Here is a 25,212-nt window from a genome sequence, read left to right on the forward strand (position 1 = left end):
TGGGCTCCTAGGCCGTGGGGGCGACGTCGGGGGCGCGTTCGACGTCGCCGGTCTCGTTCTCGCGCAGGGCTCTGCGGCCGAAGACGATCACGTACGCCAGGAAGGCCGCCTCGGCGAGCACGCCGATGCCCACCCGCACGGCCGTGGGCAGCCCGGACGGCGTCACGAACGCCTCGATCAGGCCCGACACGAACAGCACCACGACCAGCCCGAGCGCCACGCTCATCACCGCCCGGCCCTGCTCGGCCAGCGCCTCCAGCCGCCTGCGCGGCCCGGGATCGATCACCGTCCAGCCCAGGCGCAGGCCGACGGCGGCGGCCAGGAAGACGCCGGTCAGCTCCAGCAGGCCGTGCGGCGTGATCAGGCCGAAGAAGATGTCCAGCTTGCCCCTGGAGGCCATCAGCCCGGCCGAGACGCCGACGTTCTCGGCGTTGCTGTAGAGGATGAACGGGATGGGGATGCCGAGCAGGATGGCGTAGATGATGACCTGGGCCGACACCCAGGCGTTGTTGACCCACACGTGGCTGGCGAAGGAGGCGGCGGGGTGCTCGGAGTAGTAGTCGGCGAAGTCGTGGTCGACGAGCTGGGCGATCTCGTCCGGCGAGGCGATCGACGCCTGCACGTCGGGGTTGGCGGCCACCCACGCCCCCAGCACCCACGCGACCGCGATGCTGGCCAGCGCCGCGGCCAGCCACCACCACCGCGCCCGGTAGGCCACCACGGGGAAGGTGACGGTGAAGAAGCGGGCCAGCTCCCGCCAGGCCGGCGTGTGCGCGCCGGTCACCGCCGACCTGGCCCTGGCGACCAGCGCCGACAGCCGTCCGGCCAGCACCGCGTCGCGGGAGGAGGAGCGCACGATGGACAGGTGCGTGGACACCCGCTGATAGAGGTCGACCAGTTCGTCCACTTCCGCGCCGGTCAGCGAGGAGCGGTTCTTGACCAGGTGGTCGAGCCGGTCCCAGACGGGGCGGTGTGCTGTGACGAACGCGTCGATGTCCACCCGACCATTGTGGCCGCTCGTTCAGTGCGGCATTGCCGTTAGGCTCCACATATGTCAGAGGTTGTGACCGGGGACGCCGTCGTCGTCGAGGTGCGGGTGGCCCAGATGCCCTCGCGCGCGCTGGCGTTCGTCATCGACATGACGGTGCAGCTCGTCGTGCTGATCGGCGCGTACATGCTTCTGGGCGCGTTCGCGGTCGTCACGGACGACGCCATGCTCGGCGCGGCCATGATCGTACTGCTGGTGCTGGTCATGATCGGCTACCCGGTGCTCTTCGAGACGCTCAGCAGGGGGCGCAGCCTCGGCAAGCTGGCCCTCGGCCTGCGGGTGGTCGCCGACGACGGCAGCCCGGAACGCTTCCGGCAGGCGCTGTTCCGCGGGCTGGCCGGGCTGGTGGAGTTCTGGATGTTCTCCGGCGCGCCCGCGCTGATCTCCTCGCTGGTCTCCCAGCGCGGCAAGCGGCTCGGCGACATCTTCGCCGGAACCATCGTGATCTCCGACCGGGGGCCGCGCGAGAGCGGGCAGGCCATCCTCATGCCGCCGCCACTGGCCGCGTGGGCCGCCACGCTGGAGCTCTCCCAGCTTCCCGAGGAGGTGGCGCAGGCCGCCCGCCAGTACCTGATGCGCTGGCACGACCTCACGCCGCAGGTCCAGCACGACATGGGGGTGCGCATCGCGACGCAGACCGCGGCCTTCGTGTCGCCGGCCGCGCCCGCGGGGGTGCCGCCGCACGCGTACCTGAGCGCGGTGCTGGCCGAGCGCCGGCGGCGGGAGGAGGCCCGCTTCGCCCGCCAGGCCGCCCTGGCAGCCGGCGGCGCGCCGCGGCCCACACCGTACGCGCCGTACCCGCAGCCGGGACCGTACGCGCAGTCTGGACCGTATGCGCAGCCTGGACCGTACGCGCCGCAGGGGCCGTACCAGCAGCCCGGGCCGTATGCGCCGCAGGGGCCGTACCAGCAGCAGGGGCCGCAACCGCAGATGCCCGCTCCGGGGCAGATGCCTCACCGGCCTCAGCCGGAGCCCGCGCCGGAGCCGCCGAAGGCGACTCCGGGCGGGTTCGCGCCGCCGCAGTGAGCCGGCGGCGCGGATCGTTCGGCGGGGTCAGTTGCCGCCGGGGACGCCGCGCCCGTGCTCGGGGTACGAGCCCTGGGTCTGCGCGTTCAGCAGGCCCATCTTGACGCTGTTGGCCTGGTTCGTCCGCGGGTCGTTGAGCTTGAGCACGTCCAGGCCCAGGTTGAAGTCCGAGCCGTAGATGTAGCCGTTGTAGTAGTACGCCGACCAGAAGCCGCCGTCGAGCGGCGGAGCGGTCTCGTCCGGCCCGCGCTCGAAGTAGGCGATCTCCTGCGGGTGGGCGGAGTCGGTGAAGTCCACCACCGAGATGCCGCCCTGGTACCACGCCTGGACCATGACGTCGCGGCCCTTGACCGGGATCAGCGAGCCGTTGTGCGCGACGCAGTTCTCGGTGTCGGCCTGGTGACGGGCGATCTTGAAGTAGCCCTTGAACACGAGCTGCCCGCCGACGATGTCGTAGTAGGCGTTGGCGCCCTTGTTCGGGCCGATGGCCGCGTTGCAGGTGGCCCGGCTGCCGCCGCCCAGCTCGTCGGTGAAGACGACCTTCGTGCCCTCGTTGTTGAACGTGGCCGAGTGCCAGAACGCGAAGTTCACGTCATCGCGCACCTTCGCGGTGACCTTGGGCTGCTCGGGGTCGGAGATGTCGAGCAGGATGCCCTCGCCCATGCAGGCGCCCGCCGCGATGCCCTTCTCGGGGTAGGCGGTGATGTCGTGGCAGCCGGTGGTGGCCGACTTGCCGTTCGGGTACGGCAGCGGCAGGCCGGGGTTGCCGCCGTCGGGGAACAGGTTCGGCGTCGCGACGACGGCCGCGGCGGCCGGGTTGTCCAGCGGGACCTTGATGATCGAGATCAGGTCGTGCGGGGGCTTGCAGTCCGGGTAGTTCGCGTTGGGGCCGTAGGAGGAGACGTAGATGTAGACGTTCTTGCCGTCGCGGCCGGGCACCAGCGTGTTGGTGTGCGAGCCGCAGTTGGTCTCGACCGACTTGACGTACTTGGGGTTGGACTTGTCGCTCACGTCGAAGATGCGCATGCCCTCCCACGACTCCTTGACGGAGGCGCTCTGGGAGGTGCTGCTGCACGAGTCGTCGTTGCGCGAGGAGTCGACGGACCCGAACAGCAGGTTGCCGTAGACGGACATGTCCATCTGGCCGCCGGGGCACACGACCGAGCTCACCAGCGACGTCTTCTTCGGCTGCTTGATGTCGTAGATCGAGAAGCCGTAGTAGTTGCCGACGAAGGCGTAGTCGCCCTGGAAGGCCATGTCGGTGTGGATGTCGGACAGCGCCTGTGGCTTGGGCACGTTCGTGACGTGCGTGATGTTCGAGCTCATGACGATCTCGCCGGGAGCCGGGATGTCCGCAGCCTGGGCGGGCAGTGTGGCGCCCGTTGCCGCCACGAGGGCGGCGACCAGGATGAGGGCCCTGCGGGGGGTGAACACTCCGTGGTCCTCCTATAAAGGGGGCATAAATCTCCGTCATCGTCGCTCACGCCGCCACGACCTGGCCAGTGTCCAATGTGTCAAATCTTGTTCCGTTTCAACCTCTTTCGCTTGAGCGATACATGGCCTAGAGTCCGCATTCTCGTCCCGAGCCAGTCAGGAGGCCGAGTGCGCGGCGCGCTCATCGTCATCGCGGGCACGCTGATTGCCCTGTCCGGCTGCTCCTCCGGCGCGTCCTCCGCGCCGCGGGCCGACTCCACCGCGCCGGTGCTCGCCCCCGGCCGGCCGGGCGAGCAGGCCCGCACGCTGGCCCCGGGCGAGGCGGCCACCGCCGTCCCCGGGCCCACGGCCAACGCCGCCGACATCACGTACGTGCAGGACATGATCGTCCATCACCGACAGGCCCTCGACATGGCGATCCTGGCTCCCACCAGGGCGGACTCCGTCAAGCTCAAGGGCCTGGCCGACCGGATCAAGACGGCCCAGGGCCCGGAGATCCAGTACATGACCACCTGGCTCAAGAAGCAGGACCAGAAGGTGCCCGACCACCACGCCGCGCACGGCGACATGCCCGGCATGGCCACGCCCGAGCAGATGGCGGCGCTGAAGGCGGCCACGGGCAAGGACTTCGACCGGCTGTTCCTGGAGCTGATGATCAAACACCATCTGGGCGCCCTGGAGATGTCCGAGCGGGTCCTGACCGCCGGTTCGCACATCAAGATCGAGGAGCTGGCCACGGACGTCAGCGTCACCCAGACGGCCGAGATCGGCCGCATGCAGGAGATGCAGGCGGCGCTCTAGCCTCCTAGGAGCCGACCCGCCAGGAGTGGAGGTAGTCCTCCTGCTCCGGGGTCAGCGTGTCGATCCCGATGCCGGCGGCGGCCAGCTTGAGCTTGGCCACCTCGTGGTCGATCTCCTCCGGCACGTCGTACACGCCGGGCGCCAGGCCCGCCCGCTGCCCCGCCAGCCAGGCCACGGCCAGCGCCTGCGCGGAGAACGACATGTCCATGACGGCCGCCGGATGGCCCTCGGCGGCGGTCAGGTTGACCAGGCGGCCCTCGGCCAGCAGCAGCAGGCGGTTGCCGTCGGGCATGACGTACTCGTCGGTGTTCGGGCGCACCCCGCGGTGCACCTCGCGGGCCATCTCGTCGAGGGCCCGCACGTCGATCTCGACGTCGAAGTGGCCGGCGTTGGCCAGGGTCGCGCCGTCCCTCATCACGGACAGGTGCTCGGCCCTGATGACGTCCCGGTTGCCCGTCACGGTGATGAACAGGTCGCCGACCATCGCCGCCTGGGCCATGGGACGCACCTCGTAGCCCTGAAGGGTGGCGTCGAGGGCCTTGACGGCATCGATCTCGGTGACGACGACCCGCGCGCCGAGCCCCTTGGCCCGCTCGGCCACGCCGCGCCCGCAGAACCCGAACCCGGCCACCACGACCGTGCGGCCCGCCAGCATGGTGTTGGTGGCGCGCATGATCCCGTCGAGGGTGGACTGGCCGGTGCCGTACCGGTTGTCGAACATGCGCTTCGTACGGGTGTCGTTGACCGCCACGACCGGGAAGCGCAACGCCTGCTCGGCCGCCATCTGCCGCAGCCGGATGATGCCGGTCGTGGTCTCCTCGCACCCTCCGCTCACGCCTTCGAGCAGGTCGGTGCGCTCGGTGTGCAGGATGTTCACCAGGTCGCAGCCGTCGTCGAGCACGAGGTCGGGGCCGAGGTCGAGGGCCTGGTGGATGTGCAGGTAGTAGGTGGCGCGATCGACCCCGGCGCGGGCGTGCACGGCGATCCCGTACGCGCGCAGGGCCTCGGCCACGTCGTCCTGGGTGGACAGCGGGTTGGAGGCGGCCAGCGCGATCTCGGCGCCGCCCGCCTTCAACGCGCCCATGAGCACGGCCGTCTCGGCGGTGACGTGCAGGCAGGCCGCGATCTTGAGCCCGTCGAGCGGGCGTTCGAGCGCGAACCGCTCGCCGATGGCGGTCAGCACCGGCATCGAGCGCGCGGCCCAGGAGATCTGCCGCTCGCCGCTTTCCCAGAGATCCATGCCCAGCCCCTCGCGAAAAAGGAACGGCTCCGGGAGGGACTTCCCTCCCGGAGCCGCCCGGCCGATCAGTAGCGGTAGTGGTCGGACTTGTACGGGCCCTCGACGTGCACGCCGATGTAGGACGCCTGCTCCTTGGTCAGCTCGGTGAGCTTGACGCCGAGCGCGTCGAGGTGGAGGCGGGCGACCTTCTCGTCGAGGTGCTTGGGCAGCGTGTAGACGCCGATCGGGTATTCGGCCGTCTTGGTGAACAGCTCGATCTGCGCGATCACCTGGTTGGTGAAGGAGTTGGACATGACGAAGCTGGGGTGGCCGGTGGCGCAGCCCAGGTTCATCAGGCGGCCCTCGGCCAGCACGATGATGGAGTGGCCGTCGGCGAAGACCCACTCGTCGACCTGCGGCTTGATGGTGATGCGCTCGATGCCGGGCAGCTTGGCCAGGCCGGCCATGTCGATCTCGTTGTCGAAGTGGCCGATGTTGGAGACGATCGCCTGGTGCTTCATCTTCGCCATGTGCTCGGCGGTGATGATGTTGAAGTTGCCGGTGGCGGTCACGAAGATGTCGGCGATGCCGACGACGTCCTCCAGCGTGGTGACCTGGAAGCCGTCCATGGCCGCCTGGAGGGCGCAGATCGGGTCGATCTCGGTGACGATGACCCGGGCGCCCTGGCCGCGCAGCGCGTCGGCGCAGCCCTTGCCGACGTCGCCGTATCCGCAGACCACGGCCACCTTGCCGCCGATGAGCACGTCGGTGGCGCGGTTGAGGCCGTCGATGACGGAGTGGCGGCAGCCGTACTTGTTGTCGAACTTGGACTTGGTGACCGAGTCGTTGACGTTGATCGCCGGGAAGAGGAGCTGGCCGTTCTTGTGCATCTCGTAGAGACGGTGCACGCCGGTGGTGGTCTCCTCGGTCACGCCCTTGATGCTCTCGGCGATGCGCGTCCAGCGCTTGTCCTCGCCGACCGTGCGGGTGAGCAGGTCGATGATGACGTGCCACTCCTCCGGGTCGTCGGCGCCGGCGGGGGGCACGGCCCCGGCCTTCTCGTACTCGGCGCCCTTGTGCACGAGGAGCGTGGCGTCGCCGCCGTCGTCGAGGATCATGTTGGGGGCGTCACCGCCGGGCCAGGTGAGTGCCTGCTCGGTGCACCACCAGTACTCCTCCAGCGTCTCGCCCTTCCAGGCGAACACGGGGACGCCCTTCGGGTCTTCGACGGTGCCCTCGGGGCCGACGACGACCGCGGCGGCGGCGTGGTCCTGGGTGGAGAAGATGTTGCAGCTGACCCAGCGGACCTCGGCGCCGAGCGCGACCAGCGTCTCGATGAGCACGGCCGTCTGGATCGTCATGTGCAGCGAGCCCATGATCTTCGCGCCGCGGAGGGGCTGGGAGGCCGCGTATTCCTTGCGGATCGCCATGAGGCCGGGCATCTCGTGCTCGGCGAGCCGGATCTCCTTACGGCCGAAGTCGGCAAGTGAAAGGTCGGCGACCTTGAAGTCCATCGGGATTCCCCTCGCGTCACGATTGCTGTCGCGGACGAGTTTAGGCGGCGCTCGGGCGGCCCCGCATCTCCGAGACAGCGAAACTGACGTAAGAATGTAAGGATGCGCATCACGGAAGCGGCCAAGCGGCTCGGCATGTCCCCACGAATGCTCCGATACCGGGAGGCGCTGGGCCTGCTGCCGCCGGTCCGGGAGCGGGGTGCGCACCGCAGGTTCGGGCCGGAGGAGCTGGCCGCCGTGGCGCAGGGCGTGGAGCTGGAGAAACGGTTCGACGTCTCGCCCGCCGAGCTGGCCTTCGCGTTGCGCGTGCTGAGCGAGCCGCAGGTCGCCGCGGCCGTGCGCGACCTGGGCGTGCGCATCGGCCGCATCCAGGTGCCGCGCCGCGCCCTGGACTTCGAGAAGGAGAAGGCCCTGAGGCTCCTACGCCCCCAGGGCTGAGCGTCAGCCGGCCGTCGTGCGCGGCCGGCTCCAGGATTGGGCGTGAGCCGGCCGTCGTGCGGGCCGGCTCCAGGATCGAGCGTCGGCCGGCCGTCGTGCGCGGCCGGCCTTCGGGACGGGCGTCAGCTCGTCGTCGTGCGCAGGCGGTCGAGGTCGGGTTCGAGGTAGATCACCCGCGCGATCGGCACGGCGTCGCGGATGCGCCGCTCGGCCTCGTCGATGCCGCGGGCCACCTCGCCGGCCGTGTCGTCGTGCTCGACCGCGATCTTGGCGGCCACCAGCAGCTCCTCGGGGCCGAGGTGCAGCGTGCGCATGTGGATGATCCTGGCCACCTCGGGCGAACCCTCCAGCGCGACCCGGATCTGCTCCTCGACCTCGGGCGAGGCGCCCTCACCGAGCAGCAGCGACTTGGTCTCGACGGCCAGCACGACCGCGATGACCGCCAGCAGCACGCCGATCATGAGGGTGCCGATGCCGTCCCAGACGCCGTCGCCGGTGATGACGGCCATCGTCACGCCGAACAGCGCGAAGATCAGGCCGAGCAGCGCGCCCAGGTCCTCCAGCAGGATGACGGGCAGCTCGGGCGACTTCGACCGGCGGATGAAGGCGAACCACGACTGCTTGCCGCGCAGCGGGTTGGACTCCTTGATCGCCGTACGGAAGGAGAAGCCCTCGGCGATGATCGCGAAGATCAGCACCGCGAACGCCCAGATGGGCGACTCGACCTTGGCCGGCTCGACGATCTTGTGCCAGCCCTCGTAGAGGGAGAAGACCGCGCCGATCGTGAACAGCACGACGGCGACCACGAACGCGTAGAAGTACCGCTCGCGCCCGTAGCCGAAGGGGTGTGTCTTGTCGCTGGCCCGCTGGGCCCGTTTCCCGCCGATCAGCAGCAGGAGCTGGTTGCCCGAGTCGGCGACCGAGTGGATGCCCTCGGCCAGCATCGAGGACGACCCGGTGAAGAACGCCGCCACGAACTTCGACACCGCGATCGCCAGGTTGGCGCTCAGCGCCGCAATGATTGCCTTCGTGCCACCACTCGCGCTCACCGGACGTCTCCGCTCATAAAGATCACCTAAAAAAGACCCTGACATGGGATCCTATTGCGAAATCCTGGCCCGAAGCTCAGTGATCGTGGCCACAGGCGTCGGATCGACCCCGTGGCCGATGGCCAGGTAGGTGGCGGCGTAGTCGGCCGGGCCGACGAGCGTGGCCAGCCGTTCGAGCGGATGCACGCCCTCCGCGGTCAGCTCGGTGACCGGCACGTCACGGTCGTGCGCGAGCCGCAGCGACGCCTCGCGCTGCCGCGTGACCTGCGGATGTTCCTCGACGTCGCGCAGCATGACGAGCCTGACCGTCGGCCCGGCCTCGTCGGCGAAGATGTCCCGCTCGGCCAGCGGCCCCTCCAGGGCCGCCACCTGGTTGTATCCGGCCTCCGGCAGCTGGCCGAAGACCGCGGGGTACTTGCCGGTCTCGTTGAGCTGGCAGGCCAGCCGGTACGCCGCCGCGCAGGCCACCGGCGAGGAACCCCAGATCATCGGGATGCCCTCGGCCAGGTCAGCGGCGAGGGACTTGCCCGGATTGACGAAGGACTCGCTGGAGGGACGGCAGCGGTTGGCGATGTCCTCCAGGATCGCGGCCACCCGCTCGAACACCTCGGGCTCGGCCGTGACCAGCCCGAGCGCGGACGCGGCCACGATCACCGGGACCGTCATCAGCCACAGCCCGGACCTCGGCTGCCCCTCGACCCGCACCGGGACGTGGATCGCCGACGCCTGCACGGCCACGGCCTCCAGCGGCGAGCCCGGCGGGCACACGGCCAGCAGCCCGCACCCCCGCCGGACGGCCTGGACGGCGACGGAGACCGTCTCGTCGTCGTCGCCGGTGGCGGAGACGGCGATGACCAGGTCGGTCGCGCCGACCCAGCCCGGAAGCTGGTAGGACCGCAACGTCACGATCGGCAGCGGCACGCCGTTGCCGCACACCGCCGCGAGGATGTCGCCGGTCAGGCCCGCCGTGCCCATGCCCGCGACCACGACGGCCCGCGGGCGGCCCTGGGCGGACAGCCGGTCGACGCCGGCCTCCACCGCGGCACGGTGACCCGTGCGCACCTGGGCGGCCGAGGCCGCGACCGCGAGCAGCATGCCGCCCGGATCGGCCGCGGTGAGGTGTTGCTGGTCATCGAGCCGCCCGGGCTCCCAGGTCACGGCTTCCTTGCCTCATCGACCAGCAGGACGGGGATGTCGTCGCGCACGGGGTAGATCAGACCGCAGTCCGTGCAGACCAGCTCCTCGGTCTCGGCCTCGGCGCGCAGGGGCGCCTTGCAGGCCGGGCAGGCCAGGATCTCCAGCAGCCAGTCGTCGATCTTCACAGTGACACCCTTCCCACGATGGCGAGGACCTCGTCCTTGATCGCCTTCATCTTGCTCTCGTCGGCCGCCTCGGCGTTCAGCCTGAGGAGCGGCTCGGTGTTGGACGCGCGCAGGTTGAACCACCAGTCGGGGCCGGTGATCGTCAGGCCGTCGAGCTCGTCGACCTCGCCGCGGCCCGCGAAGGCCGCGCGGACGAGCGCCAGCGCCTCATCCTGGTCGGCGACCGCGCTGTTGAGCTCGCCGGAGGCGTGGTAGCGCGAGTAGGCCGCCACCACCTGGGACAACGGGCGGTCCTGCTCGCCGAGCGCGGCCAGCACGTGCATCGCGGCGAGCAGGCCCGAGTCGGCGAACCAGAAGTCGCGGAAGTAGTAGTGGGCGGAGTGCTCGCCGCCGAAGATCGCGCCGGTGCGGGCCATCTCCGCCTTGATGAAGGAGTGGCCGACACGCGTGCGCACGGGCGTGCCGCCGTGCTCGCGGACGATCTCCGGCACGCCGAGCGAGGTGATCACGTTGTGGATGATCGTGCCGCCGGGGTCTTTGGCCAGCTCGCGGGTGGCGACCAGGGCGGTGACCGCCGACGGCGAGACGGACGCGCCCCGCTCGTCGACCACCCAGCAGCGGTCGGCGTCGCCGTCGAAGGCAAGGCCCAGGTCGGCGCCGTTCTCGACGACGGCCCGCTGCACGTCGAGGAGGTTCTGCGGCTCCAGCGGGTTGGCCTCGTGGTTGGGGAAGCTGCCGTCGAGCTCGAAGTAGAGCGGGACCAGCTCCAGCGGCAGGCCCTCGAACACGGCCGGGACGGTGTGGCCGGCCATGCCGTTGCCGGCGTCGGCGACGACCTTGAGCGGCCGGATCGCCGACAGGTCGACCAGCCCGCGCAGGTGGGCGGCATAGCCGGACAACAGGTCCTTCTCGATCAGCGACCCGGTCGGGGCGGCGGGGGCGCCCAGCAGCTCGGCCGCGCGGTCGCGGATCTCGGTCAGGCCGGTCTCGCCGCCGATCGGCACCGCGCCGCCGCGGCACATCTTCATCCCGTTGTAGCGGGCCGGGTTGTGGCTGGCGGTGAACATCACGCCGGGCAGGCCCAGGCTGCCGCTGGCGTAGTAGAGCAGGTCGGTGGAGCCGAGCCCGGCGAACACGACGTCGGCGCCGCGCGAGCGGGCGCCCGCGACGAACGCCTCGGCCAGCGGCACGGAGGACTCTCGCATGTCATGGGCGACCACGACGGACGCGGCTCCGGTCACCTCGACGAACGCCGCACCCACGGCCTCGGCGATCGGCTCGTCGAGCTCGTCGGGAACCACCCCGCGAACGTCGTACGCTTTGAAGATCTTGGCGAGGTCGCCCACTCTCCAGCTCCGCCCCTAGGTCGTCTGTCGTGTGAAACGAGCCTACCGGTCGCGGTGCTGCTGGGCCGACCGAAGAACGCGCAGGTGGCCCCTGCGCCCGACCTCGACCCCTTGGCCGACCGGCTCGCCGCTGCCGGACGGGGTGGGCCTGGCGGCTTCCCTGACCGCGTTGGCCAGCGCCTCCAGGTCGTCTGAGCTGGGGGAGTTGCCGTCGGTGGGGAGCCGGACGACCTCCCAGCCGCGGGGAGCGGTCAGCCGCTCGGCGTGTTCGGCGCACAGGTCGTAACAGTGTGGCTCGGCGTACGTCGCCAGAGGGCCGAGAACTGCGGTCGAGTCGGCGTATACGTACGTGAGCGTGAAGACGGCAGGCTGGCTGCAAGCGGTGCGGGAACAGCGGCGGACGGGGCTCACGGAGGGACCGTATCTGGTAAGAGTGCGAGGCGCCACTATCTGAGCGCTCTTAACGAGCGTGTCGCCACAATTCGGACACCTGTCGCAGGCTTTCCACCCACATGCGCCGTTGCGCGCGCCTGAGGGACAACCTTGCCCTCTCACCGTTGACGCCACACCGGCCGCGCCGTACTTTCCGAGCCGTTCGGCCTCACGCTGCCGGGCGCTACTTCCCGCTCTCGCTCCCTGACGGCGGCGACGCGGGCGGGGGTTCCGGGGGTTCGCCGGCACGTGCCCTTACACTTGGTCGGTGACTCCAAAGCGCGGTCCCAGACGGCGCGATCGCCACGGTCGTGGCCTGCGCGGCCCCCTCGCCCCCTCCCACGTCCCCATGGCCCGTTCCCGCAGCGAGCGCTTCGACGACCTCGTCCTCGACGCCGTCGACCGGCTGCGGCCGCGGTGGGACAAGCAGCTGTCCGCCGTGGAGTTCGCGGTCGAGGAGGTGCCGCCGCTCAACGAGCTGGGCGACGGCCCGAGCATGGGCACCGAGCCGATCCCGTTCGGCCGGGCCGACGCGGCCAGCGGCCAGTCACCGGCCGCGGTGGTGATCTACCGCCGTCCGCTGGAGGCGCGCGCCCGCGACCGCGACACGTTGGGCGCGATGGTGCACGACACGGTGGTCGAGCAGGTCGCCACGCTGCTCGGCCTCGCCCCCGAGACCGTCGACCCGGGCTACGACGACCGCCGCTGACCCCGCCGCCGACCCCGCCGCCGACCTAGCGGCTCAGCCGGGGCTCAGCCGGGCAGCACCACGCGGGCGCTGTCGGTCAGCGCGGGCAGCACGGTCCACACGCGCGCGGGCGCGAGCGGCTGGGCGGTGAGGAGCAGGCCGTCCTTCTCCCGCTCCTCGATGACCCGGCCGCCGTAGACCCGGCCCGAGACGGGTGTGACGACCACGGCGAACTCGCCCTTGCCGCGCAGCCGCACCTCCTTGGTCCGCCCGGCCGGCACCGCCACGTCGTACGGCCTGCCCGCCGCGCCCTTGGCCGGCACCTCCTGCACCCTGACCTCGCCGGGCCCGTCCGGCGCGGTGAACAGCAGCCGCGCGCCCGGCCCGTTGCCCGCGACCGCGCTGCCCAGGTCGAGCGGGGGCGTGCCCGCGGTGAACGCCACGTCCAGCCGCTGCCCGGTGCCGGTGGCGACCAGCCCGGCCACGATCGGCGCGGGCGCGGTGAGCACGAGCGCGGCCGGCTCGCCGCCGATCCCGGTGGTCACGTCCAGCGCGACCACGCTGCCGGCGGGCACGTCGACGCTCTCGCGGCCCCTCATCGCGTACGCGGCGTCCTCGCTGACCGCCTTGACCTGCACGGACACGTCGTTCTCGCCGGGGGCGGCGACCAGCAGCTCGCGCCGCCCGCCGCCGCCGGGGATGCCGGGCACCACCACGCGGGTGGCCGGGGGCGCGGCGAGCGGCAGCCAGTCCACGCCGCCGCCGCGCATCGACGCCCTGGCCGCGACCGCGAGCCGGCCGAAGACGGTGGTCACGCCGACCGCCATGACGTCGGCCGAGGGCGCGAGCGTCCTGAGGTCGATCTCCTTGTGCTCGCCGGGCGCGATCTCCAGGCCGCGGCCCGCGTCGCCGGAGACCAGGCCCTCGGCCGCGTACACCTCGACGTCGGCCTGGGCCGGGGCCTTGTCGGCGTTGGTCAGGTGCAGGATCACGTCGGCCGCCGCGGGGCCGGGGCCGGTCAGCCAGGCCGACTGCGCCGGCTCGGTGCAGCGCACCCCGGACAGCCCGCGGCCCGCGCCCGAGGTCACCCGGGTGGTGTATCCGGCTTCGAGGGCTCCCGGGCCGTTCGTCACGTACGGCTCGGCGTTCTTCATGACCTCGTGGGACAGGCGTCCGGGCAGGTAGACGTTCATGCGCGCGCCCCTGGCGCCGGGGCAGACGGCGGTCACCGACTCGACGGCGACCTTCCGCGCCCCCTCGGCCCTGGCCGGTACGGGCGCCGGACGGGTGACGAGGGCGACGCCGTACAGGGCGGACAGGGCCACCACGACCAGCGCCAGCAGGCCGAACCTGTTCTCCACGAACGCCTTCATCGCGCCCCCGCCGGCACGGGGGCGGCCGCCTCGACGCCCTCGACCGCGCCGCTTGCCCGGCGTCCCGGCGTGGCCAGGACCAGCACGACCAGGGCCAACGCGCCCTGGGTCCACAACCAGGGCGCGTGCAGGACGTCCGCCGGCTCGGCGGGCACGCGGGTGAACGGCTCGGTCAGCCGCCACAGGCCGCCCGCCTCCGACAGGCTCATGCGTTCCAGCGACGGCTGGGAGTCCAGCGACCTGGCGAGCTGCGGCGGCACCGGCGCGGCCACGGCCAGCATGGCGATCCCGTGCCGGGCCAGCGTCGCGGCGTCCGTCCCGCCACGCCCGCCGACCAGGCCGCGCGCCGCGTCCGCCACCTTCGCCCGTCCCTCGGACGCGACCGGCAGCTCGGCCTCGCCGATCAGCGGGGTACGGCCGTGCAGCACGGTGAAGGCGTCCCCCTTGACGACCAGCGTGCGCTCGCCGTGCCGGGTGCTCCAGGCGGCCAGCGCGGGCAGCACGTCGGGCGCGTGGCCGGTCAGCGGGCCGCGCACCCCGTACGCCACCCAGTGGACGGCGGCCAGGATCGGCGTGCTCACGGCCGCGGCCACCACCAGGGACGCGCCGATCCTGCGCAGCCCGCCGCCGGCCCGCAGCTCGGCCAGCCGGTGCGCGGTCAGGCCGACGAGCACCAGCAGCCCGGTCCCCGCGAACGCCAGCGGCACGCCGGGCCAGGCCCGCGCTCCTTCGACGCTGATCCGGCTGACCAGGACGGCCGCCAGCACGCCGTACAGCGTGACGCCCCAGCCGATCGCGACGATCAGCCGCTGGCGGCGCATGAGCAGCGCGGCCAGCGCGGTCACCATCAGCCCGGCCGTCACCCAGAACGGCGGCAGCCCCGGCCCTCCCGGGCTGAGCGCGAGCAGCGACTCCGGCGCGAGCCCCGCCGCCACCAGGGCCGGATCGTGCAGGCCCGCCTCCAGGAGGATCCGGCCCGGGTCGGCGACCAGCCCGGCCAGCCACGGGAGCAGCAGCGCGACGGGCACCGCGAGCGCGATCACCATGGAGGTCGCCACGCCGCGCCGCACGCCGCCGTACGCGACCGCGGCCAGCACGCCGAGCACCGCGAAGAGCGGGTACACCAGCGGGACGAACGCCGTCCCCACGGCCAGCAGCAGCCCGAGCGCCCAGGCCGCGCGCCGCGCGCGGCGGCGTTCGGCGGACAGCAGCGTGGTGCCGAGCGCGGCGTACATCGGGACCAGCACGAACACCACCGCCGTGCCGAGCCGTCCGGACGCGATCGCGCCGGTCGCGACGGGCAGCAGCGCGTACGTGCCCGCCGCCCACGCCCGCGCGGGCACCGCCGGGATGACGTGCCTGGTCGCCAGGTACGCCGACGCCCCGGCCAGCGGCACCGAGCCGAGCAGCAGCACGGACACCGCGAGCCACGTCTTGCCGAGCGCGAGCGTCGAGGCCAGCGCCAGCAGCGCCACGTACGGCGGCGCCCAGGCGGTGGTGCCGAGCCCGATGTCGTGGAAGCCCTCGGTGTAGAACCGCCACAGGTCCCCCGCGCCGCCCGTGACCGGCACCAGCGCGCCGCCGCCCAGCCGGTCGCCGCCGAGCAGCGACCGTTCGGCGGCCAGCGAGATCACTGCCAAGGCGATCATGAGGACGACGCCGGGCCGCCGGAGGAAGCCCTTGACCGCGCCGGTGTCGGCGGGCGCGGTGACCTCGTCGTCCTCCTCGGGGGTGGAGTGGTGGTGGCGGCCGGCGGATTCGACGGGGCCCGCGCCGGCGAGGAAGCTCTGCACCATGTCGGTCAGCCGCCGGTAGGCCGCCCCCGGCGGCGTCAACAACCGCTTTATACGGATAAATCCCTTTTTACGGCCTTCGCGGCGGGCCTTGCGGGCCTTCAGCAGCCGGGCCGGATGCGCCAGGATCGACCCCAGCGCCACCATCTCGTCCAGCGCGTTCGCCGGCTGCTTGCCCACCAGGAACAGCAGCGTGCGCAGGGCCGACCCGGCCAGGTTCCGCAGCAGCGCCCACACCATCACGCCGAACGGCAGGTTCGCCATGACGACGAACATCGCGTTGCGCCGGTCGAGCCTGCGCGGATGGTCGCCGCTGACCGTGATCCGCCGCCGCCTGCGCGCCGCCGCCTCGGCGTGCCAGGCCACCGCCGCGGTGACGGCCAGCACCCTGTGACCGGCGTTGCGCACCCGCCAGCACAGGTCGAGGTCGTCGCGGAAGAGCGGGAACAGCGGGTCGAGGCCGCCGAGCCGCTCCCAGACGTCGCGGCGGACCAGCATGCCCGCCGTGGAGACCGAGAGCACCTCCCGGGTGCCGTCGTGCTGCCCCTGGTCGAACTCGCGCGGCTCCAGCCCGGTGTCCCTGCGCCCGGTCAGGCCGACGGTCACGCCCAGTTCGAGCAGGCGCCTGCGGTCGAGCCAGTCGCGCAGCTTCGGGCCGAGCACCGCCGCCTTGGGATCCTGCTCGGCCGCCATGAGCAGGGCCTCCAGCGCCCGCCGGTCGGGGGCGCAGTCGTCGTGCAGCAGCCAGAGCCACTCGTCCTGGCCGCACGGCGGCAGCCGGTCCAGCACCTCCGCCACCGCGTCGCCGAAGGAGGCCGAGCGCGGGAGCGTGAGCACGTTGGACGCGCCGAGCGTCTGCGCGAGCAGGTCGGCCGAGCCGTCCCTGCTGCCGTTGTCGACCCCGGCGACGCGCTCCGGCCTGCGGCTCTGACCCGCCAGCGCGCGCAGGGTCTCCCCCAGCCAGCGACCGCCGTCATGGGCGACGACGATCGCGGTGACGAGGGGGCGTGACATGGGCGGGCGACTCCAGCATTGATCAGGCGCGCCCACCCTACAGGTGACATCACACGCGAAAAAGGGCCACGCGGGCTACCGCGTGACCCTTTCGCTCATATCCCCTAAACGGCCTGGCGCTTGATCCGTCTGCGCTCCCGCTCCGACAACCCACCCCAGATGCCGAAGCGCTCATCGTGTTCGAGCGCGTACTCCAAGCACTCGGCACGGACCTCGCACGATCGACAAACCTTCTTGGCTTCTCGGGTGGAGCCGCCTTTTTCCGGGAAGAACGCCTCCGGATCGGTCTGCGCGCACAACGCACGCTCCTGCCATCCGAGTTCTTCAGCGTCAAGCTGATCCTGTGCGATGACCGGATCGGTCACTGCACACCTCCCTGCCGCCCGCCCGCAATGGAGCCCCCCATGGACGCCTTCCTCCTACCCACCCACGGGAAGGCGTAACAACATGGTTGTAATTACACGCGCGTGCCGTACGTGACGTCAAGCGGCATGACGGTATCCGGGGAAAGACCGACTCTCGCCCCGGTGTGCTCGGCATGTGGTGTTCGCACCGGGCCGAGACCCCCTGCACAGCAAGGCTTCGACCCGGTTCGTTCAACGCTGTCAGCGGTCGGAACCGTACCAGGGCGGGGTAGACGCCCGCCCTTTGGGCCACCTTCTCTCTAGCCGTCGTTTGCCGGTCCGTTACCTGCGTGGCTCGTTGGGCGTGTATATGGCCGTTGGGTCGATTGGGTCGTCACCCGGGCGGTTCTGGGCGCCCAGGGCGTCCCCGAACTGCGAGGGGTCGAGCCGCATCGTCGACTCGCCCTGCGCCTCGCTCCACCCGGCCGCCGGGGCCTGGTGGGTGGGGCGGTAGGTCTGGGGCTGCTCGTACTGGCCCTGCTGGGGTTCGTACGCGTTCTGCTGCTGCTGGTACGGCTGGGCCTGCTGCGGGTGGCCGAACGGGTCGTCGTACGGCCTGGGCGGCTGGCCGGCGTAGTCGGGCACCCGCAGGTCGGGCTGGGTGCCGGAGGCGGCCGTCGAGCTCTGGTAGGTCTCGGCCTGCTGGTAGGCGTCCAGGAGCTGCTGGGAGCGCGGGTCCACGGGCGGGTCCGGCTCCTGGAAGGCGGGGGTGGCGTACTCGTGGCCGGAGTAGCCGGTGAACGGCTGGCCGCCCTGCTGGTCGAACGCGCTCTGCCGGTCCTGGTACGGCTGCTGCTGCTCCGTCTGCGGGTACGGGACGCTCGGGCTGGTCTCGCCGCTCGGGTACGCCTGCTCGGCGAAGGCGTTCGGGGAGCTGTTGCTCGGGGCGTACGGGTTCTCGGGGGTGGGGTAGCCGGACTGGCCGTACGCGCTGGGCTGGCTGTCGGCCGGGACGTACGGCGCGGGGGTGTACTCGCCGGCCGGCGGCTGGTAGCCGGAGTCGGGAAGCGTCTCGGACGGGGTGTAGGCGGGCGGGGCGTACCCCTGGTCCTGGCCGAAGCCCTGCGGCGGGAAGCCCGGGTCCGGCTGCGCGAACGGCTGACCGGCCGGTCCCTGGGGGTGACCGAAGGGCTGGTCGCCGGACGCGGCGGGAAGCGCGGCCCTGGCCGGCTGGTAGGGCTGCTGCTGGTACGGCTCCGACTGCTGCCCGTGCGAGGGCTGCCCGAAGGGAGCCTGGTCCGGCTGCTGACCGAACGGCGACTGGTCGGGCTGCTGGCCGTGCGAGGGCTGCCCGAAGGGGGCCTGATCGGGCTGCTGACCGAACGGCGACTGGTCAGGCTGCTGGCCGGGGGCGGGCTGGCCGAACGGGGGCTGCTCGGGCTGGCCGTAGGCGGGCTGCTGGCCGTGTCCCTGGCCCTGCCCCTGGCCGTAGGCGGGCTGGGCGTCGGGGGTCTGGGGGGCGTAGGGGGACTGCGTGTCGGCCGCGTGTGGGACGGGGGTCTCCTGCTGGTGGCCGTAGCCGGGGGCGTCGGACTGGCCGAAGCCGGGCGCGGAGGGCGCGGGCTGGCCGTAACCGGCGGGGTCGGGCTGGCCGAAGGCGGGGGCGGGCTGGCCGTAGCCGGGGGTGGACGGCTCGGGCTGGCCGTAACCGGAGGTGGAGGGGTCGGGGTGGCCGCCGTGGCTCGGGGGCTGCTGGCCGTAGCCTGGCTGCGCGCCGGGGCTCGGCGCCTGTCCGCCGCCGTAACCCGGCTGCTGCCCGAAGGCGGCCTGCTGGTCCTGCTGGCCATAAGGGGCCTGCTCGTCCTGCTGGCCGAAGGAAGCCTGGGAGTCCTGCTGGCCGTACGGAGCCTGCGGGTTCTGCTGGCCGAAGGCGACGGTGGCGTGCTGGCCGGACGGGGGCTGGGGGGCGTACCCGGCGGAGGCCGGCTGAGGCTCGTAGCCGGAGGACGGCGGCTGGGGCGCGTAGGCCGGGGCCTGCTGGCCCGACGGCGGCTGAGGGGTGTAGCCCGGCGACTGCTGGCCCGACGGGGGCTGGGGGGTGTAGCCCGAGGCTGGGGGGATCTGGCCCGACGGCGGTTGCGGGGCGTAGCCGGAGGAGGCGGGCCGGCCGTCGGAGGCCGGGGGCTGCGCGTCCTGACCAGGGGGGAGCTGGGCGAGCGCGGCCTGCTGGCCGTAGGGGGTCGGCGCCGCGTGCGGCTGCGCGTACGCGGGCTGGGGCGCGGCGTCGGGCCGGCCCTGGGAAGCGCCCTGGGACGGGCCCTGGGCAGGCTGGTCGGACTGGCCGTAGGCGGGCTGGTCCTGCTGGCCGAACTGCTGGGGGCGGCCGTACGGGGGCTGGTCCTGCTGGCCGAACTGCTGGGGCTGGCCGTAGTGGGTGGTCGGGCGGCCGTATCCGTCGAGGGTGGGGATGGGGGCCCGGCCGGGCATGACCTCGGGGAGCAGGTAGGCCAGCCCGACGGCGGTCAGCGCGAGCAAGGGCACGCCCGTGAGCACGTACTCCACCACGCCGCGGAAGCCGCCACCGGCGAACAGCCCGACGATCAGCGCCAGCGCGCCGAACACCGCGGCGAGCAGCAGGCCGGCGGCCGAGCCGTAGGCGATGAGCCGGGCCTTGGACGAGCGCTCACCCGTCCTGGTGACGAGCAGCACGGCGCCCACGAGCAGCGCGGTCACGACCGGGCTGGTCAGGCCGGTCAGGTTCGCGGCGGCCCGGGTGGCGAACCCGCCGCCGAGCGGGCTGCCCGAGCCGATCAGGATGTGGCCGATCGTCAGGACGACGTCCACCAGCCCGGTGACGAGCATGATCCAGGCAGCCGGCTCCCGTAGTCGGGCGGCATTGAGTTTGCTCATGAGTAACCCCCATCGGACCCTTTGGCCCGAAGGGAGTTTGCCACATTGCCGACTTTCGCGGCGGGTGTCCCAAGAACCTCTTCCATCCCATTTACCCCTATACCTGGAGCTTCATTGCTCTGAAGTGGGGCAGAACCACTCCCCCCACGGGGATGTCGGACGCCGATGGAAGACTGGGACGCATGCACATCGTGTCACTCGCCGGCGGCATCGGCGGCGCCCGTTTCCTGCGCGGCCTGCGCGCCACCGCACCCGACGCCTCGATCACCGTCATCGGCAACACGGGCGACGACATCACCCTGTTCGGCCTGCGTGTCTGCCCCGACCTCGACACCGTCATGTACACCCTGGGCGGCGGCATCGACGAGGAGCAGGGCTGGGGCCGGGCCAAGGAGTCCCACGTCGTCAAGGAGGAGCTGGCCGCCTACGGGGTCGAGCCGCAGTGGTTCGGGCTCGGCGACCGCGACTTCGCCACCCACATCGTCCGCTCGCAGATGCTGGAGGCCGGCTATCCGCTCTCGCAGATCACCGAGGCCCTGTGCGTGCGCTGGCAGCCGGGCGTGCGGCTGCTGCCGATGACCGACGACCGCTGCGAGACGCACGTCGTGATCTCCGACGAGCGCGGCAGGCGGGCCGTGCACTTCCAGGAGTGGTGGGTGCGCCTGCGCGCCTCGGTCCCGGCCGAGTCGTTCGCGCTGGTGGGGGTCGAGACCGCCAAGCCCGCGCCGGGCGTGCTGGAGGCGATCGAGCAGGCCGACGTGGTCATCCTGCCGCCGTCCAACCCGGTGGTGAGCATCGGCACGATCCTGCAGGTCCCCGGCATCCGCGAGGCGGTCGCGGCCAAGACCGTGGTCGGCGTCTCCCCCATCATCGGCGGCGCGCCCGTGCGCGGCATGGCCGACGCCTGCCTGACGGCCATCGGGGTGGAGACCACGGCACAGGCCGTGCTCGACCTCTACGGCGCCGGCCTGGTCGACGGCTGGCTGGTGGCCGAGGAGGACTCCGGGGTGGCGCTCGACGGCGTGCGCGTGGTGTCCCGTCCGATCCTCATGCACGACGCCGAGGCGGCCGCCGACATCGCCCGCACGGCGCTCGACCTGGCGCTGGAGCTGGCCCGATGAGCTCGCGACGGGTCGAGGTGATCGCCGTCACCGGCATCGGCGAGGTCCGGCCGGGCGACGACGTGGCCGCCCTGCTCAAGGACGCCGACCTGCGCGACGGCGACATCGTGGTGGTCACCTCCAAGATCGTCAGTAAGGCCGAGGGGCGCCTGCGCCGGGCGCCTGACCGTGCGAGCGCGATCGAGGAGGAGACCGAGCGGGTCGTCGCCAGGCGCGGCGACACGGTGATCGTCCAGACCCGCCACGGATTCGTCATGGCCGCGGCCGGGGTCGACGCCTCCAACACCGAGCCGGGCACCGTCCTGCTGCTGCCCGAGGACCCCGACGCCTCGGCGGCGCGGATCAGGGCCGGGCTGGGCGCGCGGGTGGGGGTGATCGTCTCCGACACGTTCGGGCGTCCGTGGCGCAACGGGCTGACCGACGTGGCGATCGGCGCCGCCGGGGTGCGCCCGCTCGACGACTTCCGCGGTTCCTCCGACCCCTACGGCAACGCGCTCGGCGCCACCGTCACCGCGCTGGCCGACGAGATCGCGAGCGCGGCCGAGCTGGTCAAGGGCAAGCTCGACGGCGTGCCCGCGGCGATCGTGCGCGGCCTGGCCCACCTGGTGACCGACGACGACGGGCCGGGGGTCAGGCCGCTCGTCCGGCCGGCCGACGAGGACATGTTCCGCTTCGGCGCCCGCGACGTCGTGTTCGCCCGCCGTACGATCAGGGAGTTCTCCGACCGGCCGGTCGACGGCGAGGCGGTGCGCAGGGCGGTGGCCGCGGGCATCGCGGCGCCGGCGCCGCACCACACGACCCCGTGGCGGTTCGTGCTGGTCGAGTCGGCGCAGGCGCGCACCGAGCTGCTCGACGCCATGCGCGCGGCGTGGATCGACGACCTGCGCGGCGACGGGTTCACCGAGGAGTCGATCGCCAAGCGGGTCAGACGCGGCGACGTCCTGCGCAACGCCCCCTACCTGGTCGTGCCGTGCCTGGTGATGGAGGGCTCGCACACCTACCGCGACGACCGGCGCAACGCCTCCGAGCGGGAGATGTTCGTCGTGGCGACGGGCGCCGGCGTGGAGAACTTCCTGATCCAGCTCGCGGTCGAGGGGCTTGGCTCGGCGTGGGTGTCCTCCACGATGTTCTGCCGGCCGGTGGTCCGGCGGGTGCTCGACCTGCCGGAGTCATGGGACCCGATGGGCTGCGTGGCGATCGGGCACGCCGCCGCGCCGCCGCGCGACCGCGCCCCCCGTGACCCGCGCGATTTCATCGTGACGCGCTGAGCCTCTGACGAGAGTCTGGAAATCTGGTAAGCCAACCGTTTACCGTTAGGAAACTTTCCTTTACATTTGGACTATCCCCCCATGTAAAGGAGCCACTTCAATGCGAAGGACTCTCACGTTAGTCGCCGTGGCGGTGATCACCATCGCCACGGCGGTGTTCAACACCTCTCCCGCGTTCGCCCACGGTTATGTGAACTCGCCGCCCAGCAGGCAGGCGTTCTGCGCCCAGGGCAAGGTGCCCGACTGCGGGCAGATCGTCTACGAGCCACAGAGCGTGGAGGGCCCGAAGGGCCTGCGGAGCTGCAACGCCGGTCTTGGACAGTTCGCCCAGCTCGCCGACGAGAGCAAGCCCTGGCCGGCCACCTCGGTGGGCAACTCGGTGACCTTCACCTGGACGTTCACCGCCAGGCACGCCACGCTCAACTACGAGTACTACATCGGCGGCACCCGGGTCGCGGTCTTCAACGGCAACGGCCAGCAGCCGCCGTCGACGATCTCCCACACCGTCAACCTCTCCGGTTACTCCGGCCGCCAGAAGGTCCTGGCGATCTGGAACATCTCCGACACCTCCAACGCCTTCTACTCCTGCATCGACCTGCAGATCGGCGGCGGCGGCCAGCCGACCCCCACCGCCACCCCCACTGTGACCCCGACCCAGACCGCGACCCCGACGCCGACCACGACGGCCTCGGGCACCTGGAAGGCCGGCACGGCCTACACCACGGGCAGCACGGTCACCTACAACGGCGTCTCCTACCGGTGCCTGCAGCCCCACACGGCCATCGCGGGCTGGGAGCCGCCGAACGTCCCGGCGCTCTGGCAGCGGATCTGACGGTCTGGACAGACCGATGACCAAGCTTCGTGACGCCGCGCTGTCGCTGTTCCGCATCGTGGTGGGCCTGCTGTTCGCCTGCCACGGGGCCGCCACTCTGTTCGGCGTACTCGGCGGCCCGTACGGCGGAACGACCCCGTCCGTAGGCCAATGGCCCGACTGGTGGGCGGGGGTGATCGAGCTCGGCGCGGGCGGCCTCGTCCTCATAGGGCTCGCCACCCGCGTCGCCGCACTGATCTGCTCGGGCACGATGGCCTACGCCTACTTCACCGTCCACCTGCCCAAGGGCCTGTTCCCGTTGCAGAACGGGGGCGAGGCCGCGGCCATGTTCTCGTGGTCGTTCCTGATGCTGGCGCTGCTCGGCAGCGGCGCGTGGTCGCTGGACAAGCTGGTGTCCCGCCTCCACCACCGCGGCGAGAACGCCACCGTGCACCAGATGTAGCAACCCGTCGCAGGGCGAGGGGGTGCCGGGCGACCGGCATCCCCTCAGGCGGCCGGCTTGCAGGTGGGATGGCAGAGCCGGCGGGCCAGCGCGCCGAGGAAGACGTCGATGATCTCCCCGGGCTCGTGCGCCTCGTGCAGCGAGCCGTTCGTGGCCGCCGCGATCTGCGACAGGCTGCCGCGGTCCACGTCCTTGCCGAACGCGATGATGACGATCTGGACGGGCTTGTCCGGGTCCCATTCCTTGTGCAGGGCGTCGAGAAGCCGCGGGAGCTTGACGCCCTTGCCGTCGTCCTTGCCGGCGGTGATCACCAGCAGCGTGTTGTTCATGTCGTCGCGGTAGTCGCCGCTCATCCTGCGGAACCCGGCCAGTATCGCGTCGTAGAGCGAGCTGTCCAGGTCGGGGTGGGGGGCGATCGTGCTGGTCAGCTCGTCGAGAACGCTGCGCCGCAGCACCTGGCCCGACTCCGGCTCGCTGATCGGGCCGAGGCTGACCCGCTGCCGGTAGCTGCGGATGTCACCCACCTTGTCGGCGAACTCCCACATGCCCATGTGCGTGGAGTTCGGGAAGAGCTGCAACCCGATCTTGGCCGCGGCCAGCGCGATGCGTACCTTGGTGCTGCCGTTCAGCGGCTCGGCCATGTGCTTGGAGGTGTCGGCCAGCACGAGGACGTTGGTCGGCGGCGCCAGCCTGCTCCAGGCGCGCAGCGCCTCGTCGATGTCCTGCTGCGACACCGACGGCCTGGTCTTCGGCGCCTGCGACGGGAGCTGCGGCCCCGGCGAGAGCGGCCCCAGCCGGCCGTCGCCCGACCTGAACCCGGCCCGCCGGACGATCTCCTGGGCCTGTCCGCCCTTCAGCCAGTCGGCGAAGGCGGTGGACGCCTCCGCGACGTCGGGATCGGCCGCCGTGACGACGTAGGGATAGTCGAGGTCGATCGTGCCCTCGCGCGGGTGCAGCGCGACGACCGGGTCGGGCGAGGGCACCCGGTTGTGGTTCCACACCGACTGCTCGGGGACGATGACCACCGGCCGCTGCCAGAACCCGCGGTCGTCCACGGCGTCGAGCATGCTGCGGTAGTCGGGCGCCGACCCGGCCTGCGCCCAGCGGACGAACGCGGTCAGCGCCTTGTCGGCGGCCGGCCCGGTGCCCACGACGTCCCTGGCCGCGGCGACGGTCGCGATCCCCGCGCCCACCAGCGACGGGTCGGGCACCCGTACGACGTCGGGCTCGCCCGAACTGGGCGTCAGCCGCCCGCGCACGGTCGGCGGGAAGACCATCCGCCAGTTCATCTCGGTCCCGCCGACCGAGAAGCGCCGGGCCAGCGACGAGCGCGTGGCGAACACCAGCGGCGAGGTGGCCACCACGGTCTCCCCCGCGGGCAGCGAGCTCGCGCCCTGGCTGCGGGCCAGCCTGATCCAGGCCGAGGAGTCGGCGATCCAGCCGTCGGGACGTTCGCGCAGCACGCCGGCCCGGTCGCCGATCAGCGTGCGCAGCACGGTGGCCGACGGCTGCTCGGTCACCTGGACCAGCACGCACCGCCCGCCGACCGACGCCTTGGTCTCGTTGAAGCGCCCGGCGGCCTCCATGACCGCCGGCGCCACGTCCACGGCGGCGGCCACGCTGACCAGAACAGGATCTCGTGACACGCACAGGGCGGGACCGCCGCCGAGCACCACGTACAGGCTGCCGGCGGCGACGGCCACGGCGGCGAGGCCGGCCAGCATGCCCCGTTGGAGCGCCTTCCTGCGTCGCTGCACGGGAGGCAGCGCGGCACGGTGTCGACCCAACCGCACGATGA

At 72.1% G+C, this 25,212-nt stretch carries 22 protein-coding genes; 8 read left to right on the forward strand and 14 right to left on the reverse strand.

Features of this window, described 5'->3' with window-relative positions; genetic code table 11:
* Positions 1-7: 7 nt before the first annotated feature.
* Positions 8-1,000 carry a stage II sporulation protein M gene (locus tag ACIBQ8_RS19840; RefSeq protein WP_397170239.1) on the reverse strand — a complete coding sequence of 331 codons (993 nt, stop codon included), beginning with the start codon at positions 998-1,000 and terminating at the stop codon, positions 8-10.
* Between the two features lie 51 nt (positions 1,001-1,051).
* Here ACIBQ8_RS19840 and ACIBQ8_RS19845 point away from each other — a divergent pair, with 51 nt between their 5' ends.
* Positions 1,052-2,074 (forward strand): RDD family protein, encoded by a 1,023-nt coding sequence (locus ACIBQ8_RS19845; protein WP_397192646.1) that lies wholly within the window; start codon positions 1,052-1,054, stop codon positions 2,072-2,074.
* A 27-nt stretch (positions 2,075-2,101) separates the two neighbouring features.
* Here the strand turns inward: ACIBQ8_RS19845 and ACIBQ8_RS19850 are convergent, their stop codons facing one another.
* Positions 2,102-3,508, reverse strand: a complete 1,407-nt coding sequence (locus ACIBQ8_RS19850) for an LVIVD repeat-containing protein (RefSeq protein WP_397170242.1) — start codon at positions 3,506-3,508, stop codon at positions 2,102-2,104.
* A gap of 168 nt (positions 3,509-3,676) precedes the next feature.
* Between ACIBQ8_RS19850 and ACIBQ8_RS19855 the strand changes: the two genes are divergently transcribed.
* Positions 3,677-4,309: a DUF305 domain-containing protein gene (locus ACIBQ8_RS19855; protein ID WP_397192647.1), complete on the forward strand. Its 633-nt coding sequence runs from the start codon at positions 3,677-3,679 to the stop codon at positions 4,307-4,309.
* Positions 4,310-4,313: 4 nt separating this feature from the next.
* Here ACIBQ8_RS19855 and ACIBQ8_RS19860 read toward each other — a convergent pair whose 3' ends face one another.
* Both ACIBQ8_RS19860 and ahcY read right to left on the reverse strand, forming a co-directional pair.
* A complete protein-coding gene (locus ACIBQ8_RS19860) occupies positions 4,314-5,549 on the reverse strand; it encodes an adenosylhomocysteinase (protein ID WP_397192648.1) in 1,236 nt (411 codons plus the stop codon).
* 65 nt (positions 5,550-5,614) lie between these two features.
* A complete protein-coding gene (gene ahcY, locus ACIBQ8_RS19865) occupies positions 5,615-7,042 on the reverse strand; it encodes an adenosylhomocysteinase (protein ID WP_397192649.1) in 1,428 nt (475 codons plus the stop codon).
* Positions 7,043-7,144: 102 nt separating this feature from the next.
* Here ahcY and ACIBQ8_RS19870 point away from each other — a divergent pair, with 102 nt between their 5' ends.
* Positions 7,145-7,480 (forward strand): MerR family DNA-binding transcriptional regulator, encoded by a 336-nt coding sequence (locus tag ACIBQ8_RS19870; protein ID WP_352323391.1) that lies wholly within the window; start codon positions 7,145-7,147, stop codon positions 7,478-7,480.
* Positions 7,481-7,602: 122 nt separating this feature from the next.
* Here the strand turns inward: ACIBQ8_RS19870 and ACIBQ8_RS19875 are convergent, their stop codons facing one another.
* Genes ACIBQ8_RS19875 through ACIBQ8_RS19895 form a run of 5 tightly spaced genes read right to left on the reverse strand, consistent with a single transcriptional unit; the run spans position 7,603 to position 11,608 of the window.
* Positions 7,603-8,529, reverse strand: coding sequence for a cation diffusion facilitator family transporter (locus ACIBQ8_RS19875; RefSeq protein WP_397170250.1), 927 nt, complete (start codon positions 8,527-8,529; stop codon positions 7,603-7,605).
* Between the two features lie 51 nt (positions 8,530-8,580).
* A complete protein-coding gene (locus ACIBQ8_RS19880) occupies positions 8,581-9,687 on the reverse strand; it encodes an SIS domain-containing protein (RefSeq protein ID WP_397192650.1) in 1,107 nt (368 codons plus the stop codon).
* Positions 9,684-9,851, reverse strand: coding sequence for a Trm112 family protein (locus ACIBQ8_RS19885; RefSeq protein WP_352323388.1), 168 nt, complete (start codon positions 9,849-9,851; stop codon positions 9,684-9,686). The genes ACIBQ8_RS19880 and ACIBQ8_RS19885 overlap by 4 nt, the downstream gene beginning before the upstream one ends.
* Positions 9,848-11,197 (reverse strand): phosphomannomutase/phosphoglucomutase, encoded by a 1,350-nt coding sequence (locus ACIBQ8_RS19890; protein WP_397170253.1) that lies wholly within the window; start codon positions 11,195-11,197, stop codon positions 9,848-9,850. The genes ACIBQ8_RS19885 and ACIBQ8_RS19890 overlap by 4 nt, the downstream gene beginning before the upstream one ends.
* A gap of 42 nt (positions 11,198-11,239) precedes the next feature.
* Entirely contained in the window at positions 11,240-11,608 is a 369-nt protein-coding gene (locus ACIBQ8_RS19895) for a DUF3499 domain-containing protein (protein WP_352323386.1), read from the reverse strand.
* Positions 11,609-11,978: 370 nt separating this feature from the next.
* Between ACIBQ8_RS19895 and ACIBQ8_RS19900 the strand changes: the two genes are divergently transcribed.
* Entirely contained in the window at positions 11,979-12,338 is a 360-nt protein-coding gene (locus tag ACIBQ8_RS19900; RefSeq protein ID WP_221762053.1) for a metallopeptidase family protein, read from the forward strand.
* A 44-nt stretch (positions 12,339-12,382) separates the two neighbouring features.
* Here the strand turns inward: ACIBQ8_RS19900 and ACIBQ8_RS19905 are convergent, their stop codons facing one another.
* The 4 genes from ACIBQ8_RS19905 to ACIBQ8_RS19920 form a co-directional block, all read right to left on the reverse strand.
* A complete protein-coding gene (locus ACIBQ8_RS19905) occupies positions 12,383-13,690 on the reverse strand; it encodes a DUF5719 family protein (protein ID WP_397170254.1) in 1,308 nt (435 codons plus the stop codon).
* Positions 13,687-16,497: a glycosyltransferase family 2 protein gene (locus tag ACIBQ8_RS19910; RefSeq protein WP_397192651.1), complete on the reverse strand. Its 2,811-nt coding sequence runs from the start codon at positions 16,495-16,497 to the stop codon at positions 13,687-13,689. The genes ACIBQ8_RS19905 and ACIBQ8_RS19910 overlap by 4 nt, the downstream gene beginning before the upstream one ends.
* A gap of 104 nt (positions 16,498-16,601) precedes the next feature.
* Positions 16,602-16,862 carry a WhiB family transcriptional regulator gene (locus ACIBQ8_RS19915; protein ID WP_020546325.1) on the reverse strand — a complete coding sequence of 87 codons (261 nt, stop codon included), beginning with the start codon at positions 16,860-16,862 and terminating at the stop codon, positions 16,602-16,604.
* Between the two features lie 321 nt (positions 16,863-17,183).
* On the reverse strand, positions 17,184-19,751 hold the full coding sequence (locus ACIBQ8_RS19920) for a hypothetical protein (RefSeq protein WP_397192652.1): 2,568 nt from the start codon (positions 19,749-19,751) through the stop codon (positions 17,184-17,186).
* Between the two features lie 182 nt (positions 19,752-19,933).
* On the opposite strand from ACIBQ8_RS19920, the gene cofD reads away from it, so the two are divergent.
* From cofD to ACIBQ8_RS19940, 4 genes are all read left to right on the forward strand, one after another.
* The gene (gene cofD, locus ACIBQ8_RS19925; RefSeq protein ID WP_397170259.1) at positions 19,934-20,872 is read left to right on the forward strand and encodes a 2-phospho-L-lactate transferase; all 939 of its coding nucleotides are present in this window, start codon (positions 19,934-19,936) and stop codon (positions 20,870-20,872) included.
* Positions 20,869-22,140, forward strand: a complete 1,272-nt coding sequence (locus ACIBQ8_RS19930) for a coenzyme F420-0:L-glutamate ligase (RefSeq protein ID WP_397170261.1) — start codon at positions 20,869-20,871, stop codon at positions 22,138-22,140. Before cofD ends, ACIBQ8_RS19930 begins: the two co-directional genes overlap by 4 nt.
* A 100-nt stretch (positions 22,141-22,240) precedes the next feature.
* Complete coding sequence (locus ACIBQ8_RS19935) at positions 22,241-22,972, forward strand: lytic polysaccharide monooxygenase (protein WP_397170263.1); 732 nt, start codon at positions 22,241-22,243, stop codon at positions 22,970-22,972.
* A gap of 16 nt (positions 22,973-22,988) precedes the next feature.
* Positions 22,989-23,414: a DoxX family protein gene (locus ACIBQ8_RS19940; RefSeq protein ID WP_397170264.1), complete on the forward strand. Its 426-nt coding sequence runs from the start codon at positions 22,989-22,991 to the stop codon at positions 23,412-23,414.
* A 44-nt stretch (positions 23,415-23,458) separates the two neighbouring features.
* Here ACIBQ8_RS19940 and ACIBQ8_RS19945 read toward each other — a convergent pair whose 3' ends face one another.
* Positions 23,459-25,171 carry a substrate-binding and VWA domain-containing protein gene (locus ACIBQ8_RS19945; protein WP_397192653.1) on the reverse strand — a complete coding sequence of 571 codons (1,713 nt, stop codon included), beginning with the start codon at positions 25,169-25,171 and terminating at the stop codon, positions 23,459-23,461.
* Between the last annotated feature and the right edge of the window lie 41 nt (positions 25,172-25,212).

The organism is Nonomuraea sp. NPDC049646, assembly GCF_044465525.1.
GTDB lineage: Bacteria > Actinomycetota > Actinomycetes > Streptosporangiales > Streptosporangiaceae > Nonomuraea.